The 17,830-nt window shown below is 72.0% G+C and carries 15 protein-coding genes, 1 tRNA gene and 2 pseudogenes; 12 read left to right on the top strand and 6 right to left on the bottom strand.

What is annotated here, in order from left to right; all coding sequences use genetic code 11:
* The first annotated feature begins 512 nt into the window (after nucleotides 1-512).
* Together ACZ7N4_RS14895 and ACZ7N4_RS14890 are read left to right on the top strand one after the other, a co-directional pair.
* Nucleotides 513-1,178 carry a bifunctional DNA primase/polymerase gene (locus ACZ7N4_RS14895; protein WP_471358205.1) on the top strand — a complete coding sequence of 222 codons (666 nt, stop codon included), beginning with the start codon at nucleotides 513-515 and terminating at the stop codon, nucleotides 1,176-1,178.
* A 258-nt stretch (nucleotides 1,179-1,436) separates the two neighbouring features.
* Nucleotides 1,437-1,952, top strand: a complete 516-nt coding sequence (locus ACZ7N4_RS14890; protein WP_471358203.1) for a hypothetical protein — start codon at nucleotides 1,437-1,439, stop codon at nucleotides 1,950-1,952.
* Between the two features lie 485 nt (nucleotides 1,953-2,437).
* Here ACZ7N4_RS14890 and ACZ7N4_RS14885 read toward each other — a convergent pair whose 3' ends face one another.
* The 3 genes from ACZ7N4_RS14885 to ACZ7N4_RS14875 form a co-directional block, all read right to left on the bottom strand.
* The gene (locus ACZ7N4_RS14885) at nucleotides 2,438-3,400 is read right to left on the bottom strand and encodes a DUF5926 family protein (RefSeq protein WP_471358201.1); all 963 of its coding nucleotides are present in this window, start codon (nucleotides 3,398-3,400) and stop codon (nucleotides 2,438-2,440) included.
* A 135-nt stretch (nucleotides 3,401-3,535) separates the two neighbouring features.
* Entirely contained in the window at nucleotides 3,536-4,327 is a 792-nt protein-coding gene (locus tag ACZ7N4_RS14880; RefSeq protein WP_471358199.1) for an ATP-binding protein, read from the bottom strand.
* Nucleotides 4,328-4,437: 110 nt separating this feature from the next.
* Entirely contained in the window at nucleotides 4,438-5,265 is an 828-nt protein-coding gene (locus ACZ7N4_RS14875; protein ID WP_471358196.1) for a glycerophosphodiester phosphodiesterase, read from the bottom strand.
* Nucleotides 5,266-5,489: 224 nt separating this feature from the next.
* On the opposite strand from ACZ7N4_RS14875, the gene ACZ7N4_RS14870 reads away from it, so the two are divergent.
* Together ACZ7N4_RS14870 and ACZ7N4_RS14865 are read left to right on the top strand one after the other, a co-directional pair.
* Entirely contained in the window at nucleotides 5,490-6,938 is a 1,449-nt protein-coding gene (locus tag ACZ7N4_RS14870; RefSeq protein ID WP_471358194.1) for a S1C family serine protease, read from the top strand.
* A gap of 70 nt (nucleotides 6,939-7,008) precedes the next feature.
* Nucleotides 7,009-7,093: transfer RNA gene (locus ACZ7N4_RS14865), tRNA-Ser, on the top strand.
* 118 nt (nucleotides 7,094-7,211) lie between these two features.
* Here the strand turns inward: ACZ7N4_RS14865 and ACZ7N4_RS14860 are convergent.
* A complete protein-coding gene (locus ACZ7N4_RS14860) occupies nucleotides 7,212-7,406 on the bottom strand; it encodes a hypothetical protein (RefSeq protein ID WP_471358192.1) in 195 nt (64 codons plus the stop codon).
* A gap of 133 nt (nucleotides 7,407-7,539) precedes the next feature.
* Here ACZ7N4_RS14860 and ACZ7N4_RS14855 point away from each other — a divergent pair.
* Both ACZ7N4_RS14855 and ACZ7N4_RS14850 read left to right on the top strand, forming a co-directional pair.
* A pseudogene (locus ACZ7N4_RS14855) lies at nucleotides 7,540-7,889 on the top strand (tyrosine-type recombinase/integrase); the annotation flags it as partial.
* 259 nt (nucleotides 7,890-8,148) lie between these two features.
* Nucleotides 8,149-9,243 carry a hypothetical protein gene (locus ACZ7N4_RS14850; protein ID WP_471358191.1) on the top strand — a complete coding sequence of 365 codons (1,095 nt, stop codon included), beginning with the start codon at nucleotides 8,149-8,151 and terminating at the stop codon, nucleotides 9,241-9,243.
* A 59-nt stretch (nucleotides 9,244-9,302) separates the two neighbouring features.
* Here ACZ7N4_RS14850 and ACZ7N4_RS14845 read toward each other — a convergent pair whose 3' ends face one another.
* The gene (locus ACZ7N4_RS14845) at nucleotides 9,303-10,190 is read right to left on the bottom strand and encodes a bifunctional DNA primase/polymerase (RefSeq protein WP_471358189.1); all 888 of its coding nucleotides are present in this window, start codon (nucleotides 10,188-10,190) and stop codon (nucleotides 9,303-9,305) included.
* Nucleotides 10,191-10,559: 369 nt separating this feature from the next.
* On the opposite strand from ACZ7N4_RS14845, the gene ACZ7N4_RS14840 reads away from it, so the two are divergent.
* The 6 genes and pseudogenes from ACZ7N4_RS14840 (at nucleotide 10,560) to ACZ7N4_RS14815 (ending at nucleotide 16,320) form a co-directional block, all read left to right on the top strand.
* Nucleotides 10,560-10,871 carry a hypothetical protein gene (locus tag ACZ7N4_RS14840; protein WP_471358187.1) on the top strand — a complete coding sequence of 104 codons (312 nt, stop codon included), beginning with the start codon at nucleotides 10,560-10,562 and terminating at the stop codon, nucleotides 10,869-10,871.
* Between the two features lie 237 nt (nucleotides 10,872-11,108).
* Nucleotides 11,109-12,014, top strand: coding sequence for a bifunctional MaoC family dehydratase N-terminal/OB-fold nucleic acid binding domain-containing protein (locus tag ACZ7N4_RS14835; RefSeq protein WP_471358185.1), 906 nt, complete (start codon nucleotides 11,109-11,111; stop codon nucleotides 12,012-12,014).
* Nucleotides 12,011-12,397 (top strand): annotated as a pseudogene (locus ACZ7N4_RS14830) (MaoC/PaaZ C-terminal domain-containing protein); the annotation flags it as partial. The gene ACZ7N4_RS14835 and the pseudogene ACZ7N4_RS14830, both read left to right, overlap by 4 nt.
* Nucleotides 12,398-12,504: 107 nt before the next feature.
* The gene (locus ACZ7N4_RS14825) at nucleotides 12,505-13,671 is read left to right on the top strand and encodes a lipid-transfer protein (protein WP_471358183.1); all 1,167 of its coding nucleotides are present in this window, start codon (nucleotides 12,505-12,507) and stop codon (nucleotides 13,669-13,671) included.
* Between the two features lie 307 nt (nucleotides 13,672-13,978).
* Nucleotides 13,979-14,539, top strand: coding sequence for a SigE family RNA polymerase sigma factor (locus ACZ7N4_RS14820; protein ID WP_471358181.1), 561 nt, complete (start codon nucleotides 13,979-13,981; stop codon nucleotides 14,537-14,539).
* 125 nt (nucleotides 14,540-14,664) lie between these two features.
* Nucleotides 14,665-16,320: a long-chain fatty acid--CoA ligase gene (locus tag ACZ7N4_RS14815; protein WP_471358178.1), complete on the top strand. Its 1,656-nt coding sequence runs from the start codon at nucleotides 14,665-14,667 to the stop codon at nucleotides 16,318-16,320.
* Nucleotides 16,321-16,496: 176 nt separating this feature from the next.
* Here the strand turns inward: ACZ7N4_RS14815 and ACZ7N4_RS14810 are convergent, their stop codons facing one another.
* On the bottom strand, nucleotides 16,497-17,708 hold the full coding sequence (locus tag ACZ7N4_RS14810; protein WP_471358175.1) for an MFS transporter: 1,212 nt from the start codon (nucleotides 17,706-17,708) through the stop codon (nucleotides 16,497-16,499).
* Between the last annotated feature and the right edge of the window lie 122 nt (nucleotides 17,709-17,830).

The following is a 17,830-nucleotide window of genomic DNA, read 5'->3' as shown; positions in this document are numbered from 1 at the left end:
GTGAGGGGATGTCCAGCATTGTCCTGCGAGGATTCCTGGTGTCCATGGAGTCGGGGAGGGTTTTTCCCGAACCCCTTGCCTTACTGCCAAGTTGGCTAAAAACTGCCTTAGGTATCGCCTCATTGCGGTCGACTGGCCTTGCTCCACGGAGCGTCACAGCGGTCGTGATGGGTACGTACTCGGTGAAGGCCAGGGGTGGTTGGGGACCACCCGGAACCTGGCGACGGACCCGGGCGTCATAGCCACCGACGGCCGAGCCCCATCCTCCCGTGGCGGAGGCGGAGAGAAATACGCGCGACGGCAAAACGCCAGACTTCGCCACCCCCACGCCGCAGCCGTGCTTTTGATCGACGCACTATGGACGCGGCACGGCCGACGTTCGACCCCTTGGGGTTTCACCGGCGTGCGCAGGGGTGTGATGCGCCACAAGGTACGCACAGTGAAGTGATCGACACATGGTGTGATGTAGCCCACGGTGTTGCCAGCGGTGCAACGGAAAGGAACGAGCGCTCATGCGCGAGATCCTCGGAAGGCGACGCAGGCTTCTGTCCAGGCGGAACGGCGACAGGCCTGAGCTGATCGGCGCGGCCCTGACCTTCGCGACGGAATGGCAGTGGCCGGTACTGCCCGGCGTGGCACCGGATCCGCAGGGGCGGGCCCGCTGCGCCTGCCCCGACCCGGAGTGCACGGTGCCCGGTGCCCATCCCTTCGACCCCGGCCTGCTCGCGGCCACCACCGACGGGCGCATGGTGCGCTGGTGGTGGACCAACCGGCCGACCGCCCCGATCGTCCTGGCCACCGGAGGCACGGCGCCCTGCGCGGTCAGCCTGCCGGCGCTCGCCGCCTCCCGCGCCCTCGCCCTGCTCGACCGGCGCGGCATGCGGCTCGGCCCGGTCGTCGCCTCGTCGAGCCGCTGGGCGCTGCTCGTGAAGCCGTACTCCATGGAGCAGCTGGGCGAGCTGCTCTACGCCAAGGACTTCGTCCCCGGCTCCCTGCGCTTCCACGGAGAGGGCGGCTATCTCGCGCTGCCCCCGTCCGAGACCGGCCAGGGCGCCGTCCGCTGGGAGCGGGCCCCGCTGCCCGGCTCCGCCTCGCCGTGGGTGCCGGACGTCGAGGCCGTGGTGGACGCCGTGGTCGACGCCCTCACTCGTACGGGTGTGAGCGCGCCCGAGTTGTAGGGGTGTCGGGCGCGGGCGGGCGGCCGAGCGCCGCTCGCTCGTTATCTTCCGCCTATGCTGCGTCATTCCGGGCGTTCTTCCGGGCGTCATGCCGGGCGCCACTCCGGGCCTCGTTCCGGGGGTCCCTCCGGGCCTCGTTCCGGGCGCCACTCCGAGTCTCGTTCCGGGGGTCCTTTCGGGGGTTGGTCCGGCGACCACCGTGCTCCGTGGCCGCTGTGCGGTCTGCGGGATCCCCGACGGCTCCGTGTGCTCGCCCTCGTGGGTGTCGTGGTGGGCGTGGTCGCGCTGCCGCTGGCCGTGGCGTCCGCCGGGCAGGTGGGCGACGCCGGCCCGGCCGTCGACCCGTCCGCAGCGCCGACCGCCGCGCCTGCCGCTGCCCGCGGGAGTGCCGACGACCGCCCGGACACCGCCCGGCGCTCCCCCTTCCTGCTCGGCGTCGGGCTCGCCACCGCCGTCCGCTGCGGACCGGAACTGACCTCGCCCGACGGCATCGAGGCGCAGACCTGTGTGCTGACGCAGGGCGAGGACACCTGGGCGCGCGCGTACTACCGCAACGCCACCGGCGAGTCGCTGGACTCCCTGTTGAGCCTGATGGGGCCGGGCGGCCGGAACGTGCAGATGCGCTGTGTCACCGGGGCCGACGACGAGCCCGCCACCTGTGAGACCCCGCGCGAGCACAGGCGGGGCCGACCGGACGCCTACACGGCCGTCACGGAGTTCGCGGAGCGCGGGGCGCGGGGCGCGCTCCTGCTGCGGTCGGGAAGTAATTCCTGAGCGGGACACGGGAGTTGCAGTGCGGGGGGTGAGGGGCCCCGCGCCGGCGGGGCGGGCGAGGCGCGCCGGGTGTCGGGAGAACCGGCGCCGGGCGGCCGGGGATGTCCCGCTGAGGTGTCGCGGGCGTCGGGGGCGGCGGTGCCGGGGGGCGCCGGTGCCGGGATGCGGGGCCTTCGCGCGGGGGCGGCAGGGGAAGCGGCGCGGGGCGGCAGGAGAGGCCACGCGGGGCCGGCAGGAGAGGCGACACGGGTCGCTGTGCGGCGGCGGGCGCACAGATGGAAAGACCCGGTTGCTGGCGACGGGGGATGCACCAGCAACCGGGCTACTGGAACGGTAACAAGAGATCGGCGGTTCGCAAATTCCGGGTTGCCTATTCGGACACCGATTTCCCTGCTGGAACCGGGAGTTGTGACAGGAGTCACCTGCCCCGCGGCCCGGCGCCAGGGCTGACCGACCGGTCAGCCGTGACACGCGCGAGCGGGATGTCAGCTGAGCGTGACCTGCCGGTTGGTCAGCCCGCCGCGCGCCCGGCGCTCTTCAGGAGTGAGCGGTTCCTGCACGGCGAGGGCGGCGGCGAGGCGCTCGGCGAACTCGGCGGCCGGCTTCTCCACGTCCTCGGCACCGACTCCGCTCGGCAGGTCCCAGACCGGCACGGTGAGGCCGTGAGCACGGAAGGAGCCCACGAGCCGGGTGCCCTCGCCGAGGCTGGAGCGGCCCGCCGCGTGCAGCCGGGCGAGGGCGTCCAGAAGCTGCTCCTCCGGGTGCGGCATGACCCAGCGGAGGTGGTTCTTCTCCGGGGTCTCGCACCAGTACGCCGCGTCCACGCCGGCCAGCTTCACGGTCGGGATGGCGGCGGCGTTGGCCCGCTCCAGAGAGGCGGCCACCTCCGGCGTGGCGTTCTCCGCGTCCGGCACCCAGAATTCGAAGCCGCTGTGCACGACCGGCTCGAAGGCGGCCTCCGGGTCGAGCAGGTCCTGCAGCCGGGGCCCCTCGGCGGGGGCGCGGCGGCCCTGCACCGGGGTGCCGGGCTCGGCCTCCAGCGCCCGCCGCAGCGTGTCGGCGAGGTCGCGGCTGATGTCGCCGGACGCCGTGTCGTTCTGCAGGCCGATCAGGACCGAGCCGTCGTCGCGGCGCAGCGCGGGCCAGGCCATCGGCAGCACCGTGGCCAGGGTGACCGAGGGGACGCCCTCGGGCAGGCCGTCCTTCAGGGTCAGCTCGGCCGTCGCCGCCGGGACCAGCTCCCGCATCGCCACCCAGTCGCACTCGCCGGGCAGCCCCTCGAACGGGCGGTGCACCAGCTCGGTCGCGGCGTGCGCGGCGGCCCGGCCGTGGCAGGCCTTGTAGCGTCGGCCGCTGCCGCAGGGGCAGGGTTCGCGGGCGCCGACCACCGGGATTTCCCCGTCGATCGGCTGCGGCTTGGCCTTCGTCTGGGGTCGCTTCTTGGCCATCGTGGGTGTCTCCCGGTTACGGCGCTTCTCGTACGGCGGGAGCCTAGCCGTTCACGACACAACCAACGGGAACCTGTGGACAACGCACGCGCGCTCGACGCCGGTGGTGTGACCGGGGGCCGTCGGCCGCCCCGGTCAGTCCAGGTCCTCGAAGGCGTCCGCGAAGTCCAGACCGGACAGGCCGGGAAGACCGGAGAGACCGGGCAGACCGGCGAGGCCGGGGAAGCCGGGCAGGTCGGGCAGCCGTGACGGCTCGGCCAGGCCGGGGACACCCGGAGTGCTCACGTCGGGCACGCTCGGCGTGCTCAGGTCGGATACGCCCGGAGCGGTCAGGTCCGGAAGCGTGGGACGGGTGACGCGCGTAGCGAAAGCCTCACGGCTGCACCGGGCGTCGGGATCGTGGACGTCCGCGTGGACCACCACCCAGACCGTCACCTCGCCCTGGACGTCGTCCCGGACGCCCCAGTCGTCGGCGAGCGCCGTGATGATGTTGAGCCCCCGCCCGCCGTGCGCGGTCACCGACGGAGTGGCCGGCGCCGGGCGGGTCGGGCCGCCGCCGTCCGTGACCTCCACGATGAGCCGCCCACGCGTGTCGACCCGCCAGGCGGCGCGGACGTCCCCGTCCCCCACCGGCGCGTCCCCAAGAGGGCGCCCGTGTTTGCAGGCGTTGCTCAAAAGTTCGGAAAGGATCAGTACGGCGTCGTCGATGACCGATTCCGGTACGCCACCGCTGCGTAGCTGCGCCCGCATCCGGTGCCGCGCCTTCCCCACGCCCGCAGGGCCATGGGGTACGGCCATGCTCGACGACGTGGGCACCTCCTGTGCCACCACCAACGCCACCCCCGAGACCTCCTTCGCCCCACGCCACGGTGTGGATGCCCTCTTGGCCTGTACCGGAAACCGGCCAATCCCCTTCCGGTGAGGCACTCGACGGGACCGAACACGCACCGAACGCGCCGGAGCACTCCACGTGACCAGGAGGAGGGTCGGGAGGCGCCCGGTACGCGCCGGAACGGGACGGGTGGCGGACCGTCCGCTCAGCGGCCCAGTTGCCGCAGCACCGCGCGCGGGCGGTTGGTGATGATGGCGTCCACGCCCAGTCCGACGCAGAGATCGACGTCCTCGGGCTCGTTCACGGTCCAGACGTGGACCTGGTGGCCGGATCGCTTCAGCCGCTCCACGTAGGCGGGGTGGCTGCGCACGATGCGGATCGAGGGGCCCGCCACGCGCACGCCCGCGGGCAGCCGGCCGTCGCGCAGCCGGGGCGAGACGAACTGCATCAGGTAGACCGTCGGCAGGGTCGGCGCCATGGCGCGCACGCGGTGCAGCGAACGCGCGGAGAAGCTCATGACCCGGACCGGCGACTCGGCGGCGGAGGCCGGCGCGTCCAGTCCGAACCGCTTCAGGAGTGTCAGCAGCCGCTCCTCGACCTGGCCCGCCCAGCGCGTGGGGTGCTTGGTCTCGATGGCCAGCTCCACCCGCCGTCCGGCGTCCGCGACCAGTTCCAGCAGCCGTTCCAGGGTGAGGACGGAGGTCTCCTCGCGGTCCTCGGGACGGTGCTCCCAGTCGGGCTCCTCGTCCCGCCCGCGCCAGGCCTCGCGCGTCTTCCAGGAGCCGAAGTCGAGGGCGGCGAGATCGGCCAGTTCGAGCGCGGAGACCGCGCCGCGGCCGTTGGAGGTACGGTTCACCCGCCGGTCGTGGACGCAGACCAGATGGCCGTCCGCGGTCAGCCGTACGTCGCACTCCAGGGCGTCCGCGCCGTCCTCGATCGCCTTCCGGTAGGCGGCGAGGGTGTGCTCGGGGGCGTCTTCCGACGCGCCCCGGTGGGCGACGACCTGGAGGGCATGCTGTCGTGCGTGGGTCACCGCGTCATGGTGCCACCGTCGCCGGGTACACGGGGCGGCACTGCACCCGTGGATAAGACCTTTGCCTCGAAGATCCTATATAAACCGATATAAAGAAGACCGTCGAACCCACAGCAACGGCTTATCGTGCTCTGACGGCCAGTGGGAAAAGCTGAGTGCAGACCAGTGCTTGACTGCAGACCAGTGTTATCGACGACAACAGGCGTGGACCGAGGAGAAGACCTGTGAGCACCGAGAACGAGGGCAACGCGGTACCCCCGGCGCCGTCCGCACCTCCCGTGCCGATGGCCTCTCCCGCCGTCTCCCCGCAGGGCCCCGCGCCCGTGGGGAGCGCACCGACCGCTCCGCTCCCGCCCGTGCCCCCGGAGGCCCCCGCGGCCCCGGCGGCCTCCGCGGCGCCGGACCACGGCCCGGGGTACCAGGGGCCGCCGCAGCCCGGCCCGGCCCCCGACGGCTCCTGGCCGCCGCCGGCCACCCCGGCCTACAGTGACGGCGGCACCGGCGGCCCGGGTGCCGGTTGGGGTGCCTCGTACCAGCAGCCCGCCCCCAAGCCGCGCAGCGGACGCGGCGGACTGGTGGCGGCGGTCCTGGTGGCCGCGCTGGTCGCGGGCGGCCTGGGCGGCGGCCTCGGTTACACCCTGGCCAAGGACCGGGACGACCGCGGCTCCACCACCGTCTCCGCGAGCGACAGCGCCACGCAGGTCAAGCGCGCGCCGGGGACGATCGCGGGCGTGGCCGCCAGGGCGCTGCCCAGCACGGTGACCATCGAGGCGGAGAGCAACAACGGCGAGGGCGGCACGGGCACCGGGTTCGTCTTCGACACCCAGGGCCACATCGTCACCAACAACCACGTGGTGGCCGACGCCGTGGACGGCGGCAAGCTCACGGCCACGTTCCCGGACGGCAAGAAGTACGACGCCGAGATCGTCGGCCACGCGCAGGGCTACGACGTCGCGGTCATCAAGCTCAAGAACGCGCCGTCCGACCTCAAGCCGCTCGCCCTCGGTGACTCCGACAAGGTGGCCGTCGGCGACGAGACCATCGCCATCGGCGCCCCCTTCGGGCTGTCCAACACGGTGACCACGGGCATCATCAGCGCCAAGAACCGCCCGGTGGCCTCCAGCGACGGCAGCTCCAGCAGCAAGGCGTCGTACATGAGCGCGCTGCAGACCGACGCGTCCATCAACCCGGGCAACTCCGGCGGCCCGCTGCTGAACGCCTCCGGCGCGGTCATCGGCATCAACTCCGCGATCCAGTCCAGCGGGAGCGGCGGCTTCGGCACCGGCCAGTCCGGCTCGATCGGTCTGGGCTTCGCCATCCCGATCAACCAGGCCAAGTACGTCGCCCAGCAGCTGATCAAGACCGGCAAGCCGGTGTACGCCAAGATCGGCGCGTCCGTCTCCCTGGAGGAGTCCACCGACGGCGCCCAGATCACCGACCAGGGCACGGGCGGCGCCGCCGCGGTCGAGGCGGGCGGCCCCGCAGCCAAGGCCGGCCTCAAGCCCGGCGACGTCATCACCAAGCTCGACGACCACGTGATCGACAGCGGTCCGACCCTGATCGGCGAGATCTGGACCCACAAGCCGGGCGACAAGGTGGTGATCACCTACAAGCGGGGCGGCCAGGAGCACACGGTGGACCTCACGCTGGGGTCCCGCCAGGGCGACAACTGACCCGCCCCGCCCCGCACACGCGAGGGAGCCCGGTACGCTGTACCCGCTCCGTCCCGGCCGGACGGAGCGAGGTGGGTTGCCCGAGCGGCCTAAGGGAACGGTCTTGAAAACCGTCGTGGCGCGAGTCACCGTGGGTTCAAATCCCACACCCACCGCGCAGGTTGAAGGCCCCTGACCAGGAACATTGGTCGGGGGCCTTCGTCGTACGCGGTGCCCGCTCGTAACCGTGGTTCCCCGTGAGTTCCCGGTCCATCGGGCGCGGTAGGGGCACGGTCAGACGTTGCGACCGAACCTGGACACTGAGCCGCCAAAAGCAACTAGCAGGGGTGCGAGAGCGATGGCGTTGGCGTAGGCCGAGGCGGCCAGACCAGCCTGCGGCCACGCGATCAGGATCAGGACGATCACGATGATCGGGTACTGCTTCCGCCCGTGGTTTGACAGGTCCCACGGGGCAAGGGCCACACTCATTATTGGGCCTCCTAGAGGTTCGAAACCCGCTCCTGCCGTGCACGCCTAGGAACCTGTTCGGCAGGGGCGGGTTCTCTGTGCTGCCTGGCTCATGGTGACCCAATCCAGTGAGTTGGCAAATTCGATCTGGCTTTTGCCCCGGACGGAGCCGCACCTCCTCACACCGCTCGAAGCGTCCCGGATCGTGCGGAGCGCGACCAAGCCGCATGACCTGCTGATCGCGCTCCTTGCGTACGCGGGTCTGCGAGTTGGCGAGGCTTTCGCCCTGCGGCGTGTGGACATCGACGTGTCCGGCGGTCTGGTCCTGGTCGATGAGAACCTGGCGGAAGCCAACGGCGCCCTGGTCTTCGACACGCCGAAGTCACATCAGAAGCGGCTTCTCCGGGCTGGCCCGACGTGGGCTACGCCCCTCGGCCGACACCTGGAGCAGTGCCCGGTGGAGATGACGCGCTCCTCTTGACGACGCCCGGCGGCAAGCCCCTGCTCGCGAGCCACCGTGGGTTCACATCCCCCACCCACCGCGTGATCAACGGCTCCTGACCAGGAGAGATGGTCAGGGGCCGTTGTGCTGCGCTGCGCTCCTCTAATAACCGCCGCTTTCCGCTTCGTCAAGTCCCGAATCCTCGGAGCGTGACCCTGTTGCCGGATTCCGGCCTACTTGAAGTGCGGGCCTCACCGGAAACCCCCCAGGAACACGAGGCACCGGGACGTGAAAAGCGTCTTTCACTTCACGAGGAGAGCCATGATCCGCAGCATCCGCAAGCAGAACCGAGTCCGCAGCAACCGTGCTCTGGCCCTGGCGACGATCACCGCTTCGGCCGCCGTCGTCGGCGGCGTCGTGATCCCGGCCGGCGCGGCGCTCGCGGCCCCGATGCCGGATTCCGCGGTGGTCACCTCCGCACCGGGCAAGGGGCACCACAAGAATCACCACAAGAACCTCTGCACGGACAAGAAGTGGCACAAGAAGCACTCCAAGGACTCGAGGTACTCCTGCTGGTACCGGAACCAGCAGTTCTTCTGGGACAAGCACCACAAGGTGTTCTTCGTGGAGAAGGACAACAAGCCGCGTTTCCTCGCCCCGAGCCTCAACAACATCAACTTCTTCCAGACCGTCAACATCACCAACAACCAGACCAACAACATCACCAACAACGGCATCCTCAACGGCGGAATCAATATCAACAACGGCAACCAGTTCAAGGACGAGAAGGGAATCGAGAAGCTGGCGGATCAGAAGAAGAAGGAGGAGGAGCAGAAGAAGACTGACGAGGAGAAGAAGACCGACGACGAGAAGAAGGCCGACGACGAGAAGAAGGCCGACGACGAGAAGAAGACCGACGACGAGCAGAAGAAGCAGGAGGACCAGCAGAAGAAGGCTGACGACGAGCAGAAGAAGACCGACGAGGAGCAGAAGAAGGCCGACGACGAGCAGAAGGCTGACGACGAGCAGAAGAAGCAGGAGGACCAGGCCCCGGCCCAGGACAACGCCGACCAGCCGGCCGACCAGAGCGCGGACCAGCCCGCCGACGTGCCCGCCGACCAGAGCGCGGACCAGCCCGCCGACGTGCCCGCCGACCAGAACGCGGACCAGCCGGCCGACCAGCCGGCCGACCAGAACGCGGACCAGCCCGCCGACGCGCCCGCCGACCAGAACGCCGACCAGAACGCGGACCAGCCCGCCGACGCGCCCGCCGACCAGAACGCGGACCAGTCCGCCGACCAGAACGCGGACCAGAGCGCGGACCAGTCCGCCGACCAGTCCAGCGGCCAGTCCGCCGACCAGCCGGCCGCGGACGCCGGGGCCGGTGACGCCGGGGCCGCCGACGCCGGTGAGTGATCCGTCAGTCCGTTCCCTGTGGGGTGAAGGCCTTCCCGGCCTTCACCCCACAGGCATGCTCACGGCCGGTGCCCGGTCAGCCGTGCCGCCGACGCGATGGTGGCGCGGGCCTCGCGTTCGGTCAGCCCGGTGTCGCGGGCCGCGGCCACGAGCGGGGCGACGAGGGCGGGCCCGATGCCGCTCTCGTAAGCCCGGCAAGCCGCCCAGAACAGGCGGGTGTTGCGCTGCCCCTCGTGCGCGGCGAGGACGAACTGGACCAGTCCCTGCCCGTGGCCGCCCGTCGGCGGATGGGCCGCCGAGGCGGGGTGCGGCGCGCGGGGCGGGGGCAGCAGCAGGCGGAGCAGGGACGGCGGACAGGGAGCCGGGGGCAGGTGGGCGGTGCCGGGCGCGGTGGTGTAGACGCCGTGGTCGGTGCGGGAGCCGGGGCCCACGAGATAGCCGCCGGCACCCCGGATGTCGATGCCGGGGGCGAGCCGGCCGGCCGAGTTCGGTACGACGGTGTCCGGCGGGCCGGTCAGCCACAGGTGCCGTCCGCCGCTCGGGGTGAGGACGACGACCGTCTCCGGGATCGTGAACAGATGGCGCAGGGCCAGCTCGCGCAGGGCGGCCGAGGAGTCCGTGCCGGACTTGGTGTCCAGGTCCACGCCGATCAGGCGGTACGGGGGGAGTCCGCAGGCGATGCCGTAGCCGGTGGCCCAGGGCGCGGCGGCGAAGAGCGCGCGGATGCGGACCGGATCGGTGGAGGCGTCGTACACGCCGTGGCCGAAGCGTCCGCACTCACCGTGGCAGGGGCGTCCGGCCGGACCCGGGCTCGGGTCGGCGTGGTGCGGGGAGCGCAGGGCCGGGAGCTTCGTCCGGGACAGGGGGATGACGGCCAGACCGCGTTCGGCGGCTGACAGGGCGTGTGCGAGGGCCAGCGTCCTGGCCTGCCGGTCGGTGGTGGCCATGGAACCATGTTCGTACGTACGTTCGAAAAAGGGAAGGGCGGCACGGGGTGACACGCCGGTGTGGGCGGGGGTGGTCGGAAAAGTGCCGGAACGATTCATCCCTTGTGTTGCCTCAGGGGAGGGATGCGGGAGGCGGTCCGCATGGGGGGGCGAAGCGGCAAAAGGTGGCGATAGGGGTTTATCGACTTGTCCTCACGCTTACGTGCTAATCGCGGCTTCCGAGACGGTTCGCCGGGGATTCGGTGGGCAACTCTGGTGGCGCGACGTCGTCCACGACTGTCAAGGCGGTCGGCCAACTGCCTCGACACCAACCACAGTTCACGAACTCCCGGCCTTCGGGCCGCTGAGTGCTTGGTTCTGGAGGAACACATGGCACGTATCCGTACCGCTCGCGTTCTCGCCGCCGTCTCCGCCCTCCCACTCGCAGCCGCCCTCTTCGCCGGTGTCGCGGCGGCGGACAACGGCGCCATCGCGGACGACGGATCGAACGCGGGCGTGGCGGCCGTCCTCGGCAGCGGGGTCGGCGGCATCAACACCGGAAACTCGGCCACCACGAACCAGAACGCGGTCGGCTCCGGAGCCTCGAACCAGAGCAACACCGCGCAGGTCGACGGCTCCGCGTTCGCGGCCGTCCAGCAGGGCAACGACAACGTCCGCGTCGACTTCGTGAACCTGTGGTGAGCCTCGGGCGGGGGCCCTCCTGACGAGGGTCCTCGCGGGGTGTGCTTCAGGGTCGCACGACGTCTGCGCGGCGGTGCCTCGGCGCCGCCGCGTCGGCGTTCCCGCGGAGAAGGGCGGGCCGGCCGGCCCCGGCCGGGGAAGCGTGCGGTTCGCGCAGTGCGGGGTCCGACGGTGACCTTGACACTCCCGGTAATCTGACGGACAGTCAGAAATCGTTCCCGACGTCAGGGGGTGGCGGTGCGCGAGGAGCGGACGTACGACGAACTGGGCGCGCGGCTCAAGGAGTTCGAGGGGCGGCCGGCCGCCGCCTCCGGGACCGGGAAGGACCCGGTGAACGCGCCGATGATCCGGCACTGGTGCGAGGCACTGGGCGACACCCACCCCGCCTACACCGGCCCGGACGCCATCGCCCCGCCCACCATGCTCCAGGTCTGGACGATGGGCGGCCTGAGCGGACACCAGGGCCGCACCGGCGCGTACGACGAACTCCTCGGCCTGCTGGACGCGGCGGGCTGCACGGCCGTGGTGGCCACCGACTGCGAGCAGGAGTACCTGCGGCCCCTGCGGCCGGGCGACGAGATCGTGTTCGACACGGTCGTCGAGGAGGTCTCCGGCCGCAAGACGACGAGGCTCGGCACCGGCTACTTCGTCACGACCCGGATGGAGGTCCGGGTGGACGGCGAGCCGGCCGGCACCCACCGCTTCCGCATCCTCAAGTACGCCCCCGCCTCCGCAGCACCCCGGGCGCGCCGCCCCCGCCCGGTGGTCAACCGGGACAACGCCGGCTTCTGGCGGGGCGTGGCCGAACACCGGCTGCTCATCCAGCGCTGCACGGGCTGCGGCACCCTCCGCCACCCGTGGCTCCCGGGCTGCAACGCCTGCGGAAGCCCCGAGTGGGACACGGTGGAGGCGGGCGGCGAGGGCACGGTCCACTCGTACGTCGTGCTGCACCACCCGCCCTTCCCGGCCTTCGACCCCCCGTACGCGGTCGGTCTGATCGAGCTCGCCGAGGGCGTGCGGATGGTGAGCAACGTGGTGGGGGTGCCGTACGACAAGGTGCGCATCGGGCTGCCGGTGCGCCTGGAGTTCCGCGCGTACGACGAGGAGCTGACGCTGCCGGTGTTCCGGGCGGTGGAGCGGTGAGGGCCGGGGACCGGCTGGCGCCGCTGGAGATCCCGGTGACCCGCACCCTGATCGTGGCGGGCGCCATCGCCTCCCGGGACTACCAGGACGTGCACCACGACCCGGAGCTGGCCCGGCAGAAGGGCGCGCCGGACGTCTTCATGAACATCCTGACGACGAACGGCCTGGTCGGCCGGTACGTCACCGATCACTTCGGCCCCACGGCGGTGCTCCGCAAGGTCGCCATCAGGCTGGGGGCGCCCAACCATCCGGGGGACACCATGGTGCTGACCGGCAGCGTCGAGGAGGTCCACGGTGACACGGCCGTGGTCCGGGTCGTCGGGACCAACGGCCTCGGCACCCATGTGACGGGCACGGTGACGGTCACGGTCGCGGAGGCCGCCGTCCCGCGGGCCGTGGTTCCGGAGATCGCGGTCACGCAGGCCGTGGTTCCGGAGATCGCGGTCGTGGAGGCCGTCGTCCCGGAGACCACGGTGCCGGAGGCCGGTCGATGAGCCTGCGCCGCCGCGACACCCTCGGCGGGCGCGCGGCGATCGCCGGCATCGGGGCCACCGAGTTCTCCAAGGACTCCGGCCGCAGCGAGCTGCGCCTCGCGGTGGAGGCGGTACGGGCCGCGCTCGACGACGCGGGGCTCACACCGGCCGACGTGGACGGGCTGGTCACCTTCACCATGGACACCAGCCCGGAGATCACCGTGGCCCAGGCGTGCGGCATGGGCGAGCTGTCCTTCTTCTCGCGGGTGCACTACGGCGGCGGGGCGGCCTGCGCCACCGTCCAGCAGGCGGCGCTCGCGGTGGCGACGGGCGTGGCCGAGGTGGTGGTCTGCTACCGGGCGTTCAACGAGCGGTCGGGCCGCCGGTTCGGCGCGGGGGTGCGGCACCGGGAGCCGTCGGCGGAGGGCACGGCGCTCGGCTGGGTGCTTCCGTTCGGGCTGCTCACCCCGGCCTCCTGGGTGGCGATGGCGGCCCGGCGCTATCTGCACGCCTACGGCCTGGCACCGGAGGCCTTCGGGCACGTGGCCGTGGTGGACCGGGCGTACGCGGCGACCAACCCGGCCGCGTACTTCCACGGCCGCCCGATCACCCTCGCCGACCATGCCGCCTCCCGCTGGATCGCCGAGCCGCTGCGGCTGCTGGACTGCTGCCAGGAGACCGACGGCGGACAGGCGGTCGTCGTCACCTCCCTGGAGCGGGCCCGGGACCTGCCGCACCCGCCCGCCGTGATCGCGGCGGCGGCCCAGGGCGCGGGCCGGGCCCAGGAGCAGATGACCAGCTTCCACCGGGGGGACCTGACCGGCCTGCCGGAGATGAGTACGGTGGCCCGCCAGCTGTGGCGCACCTGCGGTCTCGGCCCGGACGCCATCGACGTGGGCATCCTCTACGACCACTTCACCCCGTTCGTGCTGATGCAGCTGGAGGAGTTCGGGTTCTGCGGCAGGGGCGAGGCGGCGGACTTCGTGGCGGAGCGGAGGCTGCCGCTGAACACCCACGGGGGCCAGCTCGGGGAGGCGTACCTGCACGGTATGAACGGCATCGCGGAGGCGGTCCGTCAGCTGCGGGGCACGGCCGTCAACCAGATCCCGGGCGCGTCCCGCACCCTGGTGACGGCCGGCACCGGCGTGCCGACGTCCGGCCTGGTCCTGACGGCGGACGGCTGACCTCCCCCGGGGATGCCCGCCGTGACCCTCATGGGTGTACCGGGGTCCAGCCGTGGGTCTTCCGGTGGTGCCCGCGGACCCCAGGGTGGTACCCCTGATTCTCCGGGCCGTACCCGTGCGTCTCAGGGCGGTATCCCTGGACCTCCGGGCCGTACCCGTGCGTCTCGGGGTCGTACCCGCAGACGGGACGAGGCCGCGCTCCACCTTCAGGAGGTGCAGCCGGCCCCACCCCTACAACCTGAGGGGGACTCCGCTTCGGGACCTGCGGCCGATCCCGGGCGGTGGGTCCCGCTCCTAGCGTGGAGCCATGACCACACCCGTCTGCACCAGCGCCTCGGCCGCCGCCGCACCCGCGCGGCAGACCCGCACCCACTACCCGTCGTTCGCGTCCTACGTGCGGGCCCGTCAGCCGGTCCTGCTGCGCACCGCCCGCTCGCTGACCGCGAACCCCAGCGATGCCGAGGACCTGCTGCAGACCGCGCTCGCCAAGACCTACGTGGCCTGGGAGCGCATCGAGGACCAGGGGGCGCTCGACGGCTATGTGCGCCGGGCACTGCTGAACACCCGGACCTCGCAGTGGCGCAAGCGCAGAGTCGACGAGTTCGCCTGCGACGAGCTGCCCGAGCCGGAGCCCGCGCCCGGCCACGACGACCCGGCCGAGCGGCAGGCGCTGCACGACGCGATGTGGCAGGCGGTCCTGCGGCTGCCGGTCCGCCAGCGGGCGATGGTCGTCCTGCGGTACTACGAGGACCTCAGCGAGGCCCAGACCGCCGAGGTGCTCGGTGTGTCCGTGGGCACGGTGAAGTCGGCCGTGTCGCGCGCGCTGGGCAAGCTGCGGGAGGATCCCGAGCTGGTGCTGGCCCGCTGACCGGGGTTCCCGTCACCTCAGTGACGTACCCCCTAGTGACATACCGCGTGGTATGTGCGCAGAATCAGCGCACCCCTACCCCCGCGTAGGACCACCGCGAAGGCAATGTCGCCCGGGAGGACTCCGTGCTGGCCACCATGCAGGACGTACCGCTGTTGATCTCCAGGATCCTGACCCACGGGTCGACGGTCCACGGCTCGTCGCAGGTGACCACCTGGACCGGGGAGCCCGAACCGCACCGGCGCGGCTTCGCCGAGATCGGAACCCGCGCCGCCCAGCTGGCGCACGCCCTGCGGGACGAGCTGGGGGTGAGCGGCGACGACCGGGTGGCCACCCTCATGTGGAACAACGCCGAGCACGTCGAGGCGTACTTCGCGATCCCGTCCATGGGCGCCGTCCTGCACACACTGAACCTGCGGCTGCCCGCCGAGCAGCTGGTGTGGATCGTGGGCCACGCGGCCGACAAGGTCGTCGTCGTCAACGGCTCCCTCGTCCCGCTGCTCGCGCCGCTGCTGCCGAAGATGCCGACGGTCGAGCACGTCGTCGTCTCCGGGCCCGGCGACCGCGCACCGCTGGCGGGCGCCGGCGCCCGGGTGCACGAGTACGAGGAGCTGATCGCGGGTCGGCCCACCCACTACGACTGGCCGGAGCTGGACGAACGCCAGGCCGCCGCCATGTGCTACACCTCCGGCACCACCGGCGACCCCAAGGGCGTGGTGTACAGCCACCGTTCCATCTACCTGCACTCGATGCAGGTCAACATGACCCAGTCGATGGGCCTGACCGACCAGGACACCTCGCTCGTCGTCGTCCCGCAGTTCCACGTCAACGCCTGGGGGCTGCCGCACGCCACCTTCATGACCGGCGTGAACATGCTGATGCCCGACCGGTTCCTGCAGCCGGCCCCGCTCGCCGAGATGATCGAGCGTGAACGGCCCACCCACGCCGCGGCCGTCCCGACCATCTGGCAGGGCCTGCTCGGCGAACTCCAGGCACGGCCACGCGACGTCTCCTCCCTCACCCAGGTCACCATCGGCGGCGCGGCCTGCCCGCCCTCGCTGATGACGGCCTTCGACGAGCTGGGCATGCGGGTCTGCCACGCCTGGGGCATGACGGAGACCTCCCCGCTGGGCACGGTGGCCCGCCCGCCGGCCCACGCCGTCGGCACCGACGAGGAGTTCTCCTACCGCGTCACCCAGGGCCGCTTCCCCGCCTCCGTCGAGGCCCGGCTCGTCGGCCCCGACGGGGAACACCTGCCCTGGGACGGCGAGTCGGCGGGCGAGCTGGAGGTGCGCGGCCCGTGGATCGCCGGCGCCTACTACAACGGCCCGGACGCCGCACCGCTCTGCCCCGCCGACAAGTTCAGCGAGGACGGCTGGCTGCGGACCGGTGACGTCGGCACCATCTCTCCCGAGGGCTTCCTCACCCTCACCGACCGCGCCAAGGACGTCATCAAGTCCGGCGGCGAGTGGATCTCCTCGGTCGAGCTGGAGAACGCGCTGATGTCCCACCCGGACGTCGCCGAGGCCGCCGTGGTCGCCGTACCGGACGAGAAGTGGGGGGAGCGCCCGCTGGCCACGGTCGTACTGCGGCCCGGCGCGACCGCCGACTTCGAGACCCTGCGCACGTTCCTCGCCGAGGAGGGCCGCATCGCCAAGTGGCAGCTGCCCGAGCGCTGGACGGTCATCGAGTCGGTGCCGAAGACCAGCGTGGGCAAGTTCGACAAGAAGGTGCTGCGGCGGGAGTACGCGGAGGGCCGGCTGGACGTCACCCGCCTCTGACGGTGCCCGTCCCTGATGATCCGCCTCCGCCTTCGACGGTCTCCGTCTCTGACTGCCTGCGTCTCTGACGGTCTCCGTCTCTGGTGGCCTGCGTCTCTGACGGTCTCCGTCTCTGGCGGCCTGCGTCCCGGATGGTCTCCGTCTCTGGCGCTCTCCGTCTCTGACGGCCGCGACCGTCACCGGCGTCCGCCCCGAACCGTCGACGTCCACCCCAGCACCAGCCACACCCCCGCCACCGCGCACACCCCGCCCCAGCCCCAGTGGCCGAAGGCGGGGCCGGCGACGGCCGAGGCGAGGGCGCCGCCGGCGAAGCCGGAGACGACGTAGGCCGTGTTGGCGGTGGCCGGGGTGGACGTCGTGGTCAGCGCCAGCGTCTGGTTGGCGACGTGGGAGGCGACCAGGGCCGCGTGGATCGCGACCGCGGCGGCGAACAGCGCCGGCAGCACCTGCCCGCCGAACCAGAACAGCGGTACGGAGACGGCGGCCAGCACATACGCGGCGCCTACCACCTTCGCCGCGCCGAACCGGTCCACCAGGCCGCCGGCCAGCGGCGCCACCGCACTGGCGGTCAGGCCGAAGAGGCCGAAGAGCCCGGCGGTCGCGGTGGACAGGCCGTAACCCGGCCCGGTCAGCAGCAGCGCCAGCGAGGTCCACAGGGCGCTCCACGCGCCGAACATCCCCGCCTGCCGTACGCACGCCCGCCACAGGTCGGGCGAGCGGCGCAGCAGCCCCGGCAGCTCGGCGATGCCGGAGAACAGCCCGCCCCGGCGCTCCCGCCGCTCGGCCGGCAGGGCCAGCGCGGTGGCCAGCCCCAGGGCGAGGGTCAGCACCGCGGACCCGGCGAACACCCAGCGCCAGCCGAAGGCCTGCCCGGCGAGACCGCCGACGACCCGGGCCGCGACGATGCCGGTGAACAGCCCGGCGATGACGGCCGCGACATGCCGGGCGCGCCGGTCGGCCGGGGCCCGCGCGGCGACCAGAGGCACGAGCAGCTGCGGTACGACGGTGGCCGCGGCGGCGACGAACACGGCGGCGGCGAGGGCCGCGGCGCCCGGGGCGACGGCCGCGACGAGCAGCGCCGCCGTGGTGGCCACGGAGAGCCCGCCGACGAGCCGGCGACGGTCGACGCGGTCGCCGAGGGGGGCGAAGAAGAGCAGACCGGCCGCGTAGCCGAGCTGGGCGACCGAGGCGATCCAGGCGACGGCCGAGGGGACGGTGCCGAAGTCGTGGGCGATCAGGGGCAGCAGCGGGGCCGCGAGGTAGATGTTGGCGGCCGTGACGGCGGTGCAGACGGCTATGAGCAGGAGGAACAGGGAGCCGGAGGCGGACCGCTCGCGGGCGGTGGCCGGGACCGCGGGCGTCTGGCGGGTGCGGGTGTCTGACGGCATGAACGGATGTACTCCTTGGAGCCGACTCACATAACCAACTGGTTGGTTGTAACGAGGAACAGACTGCACCCGTTCGGCATTCCCCGTCAACCAAACAGTTGGTTACCGGCCGGGGCGCGCCT

It is taken from the genome of Streptomyces sp. NPDC107654 (assembly GCF_055639035.1).
This window is presented reverse-complemented; position numbering and strand designations above follow the sequence as displayed.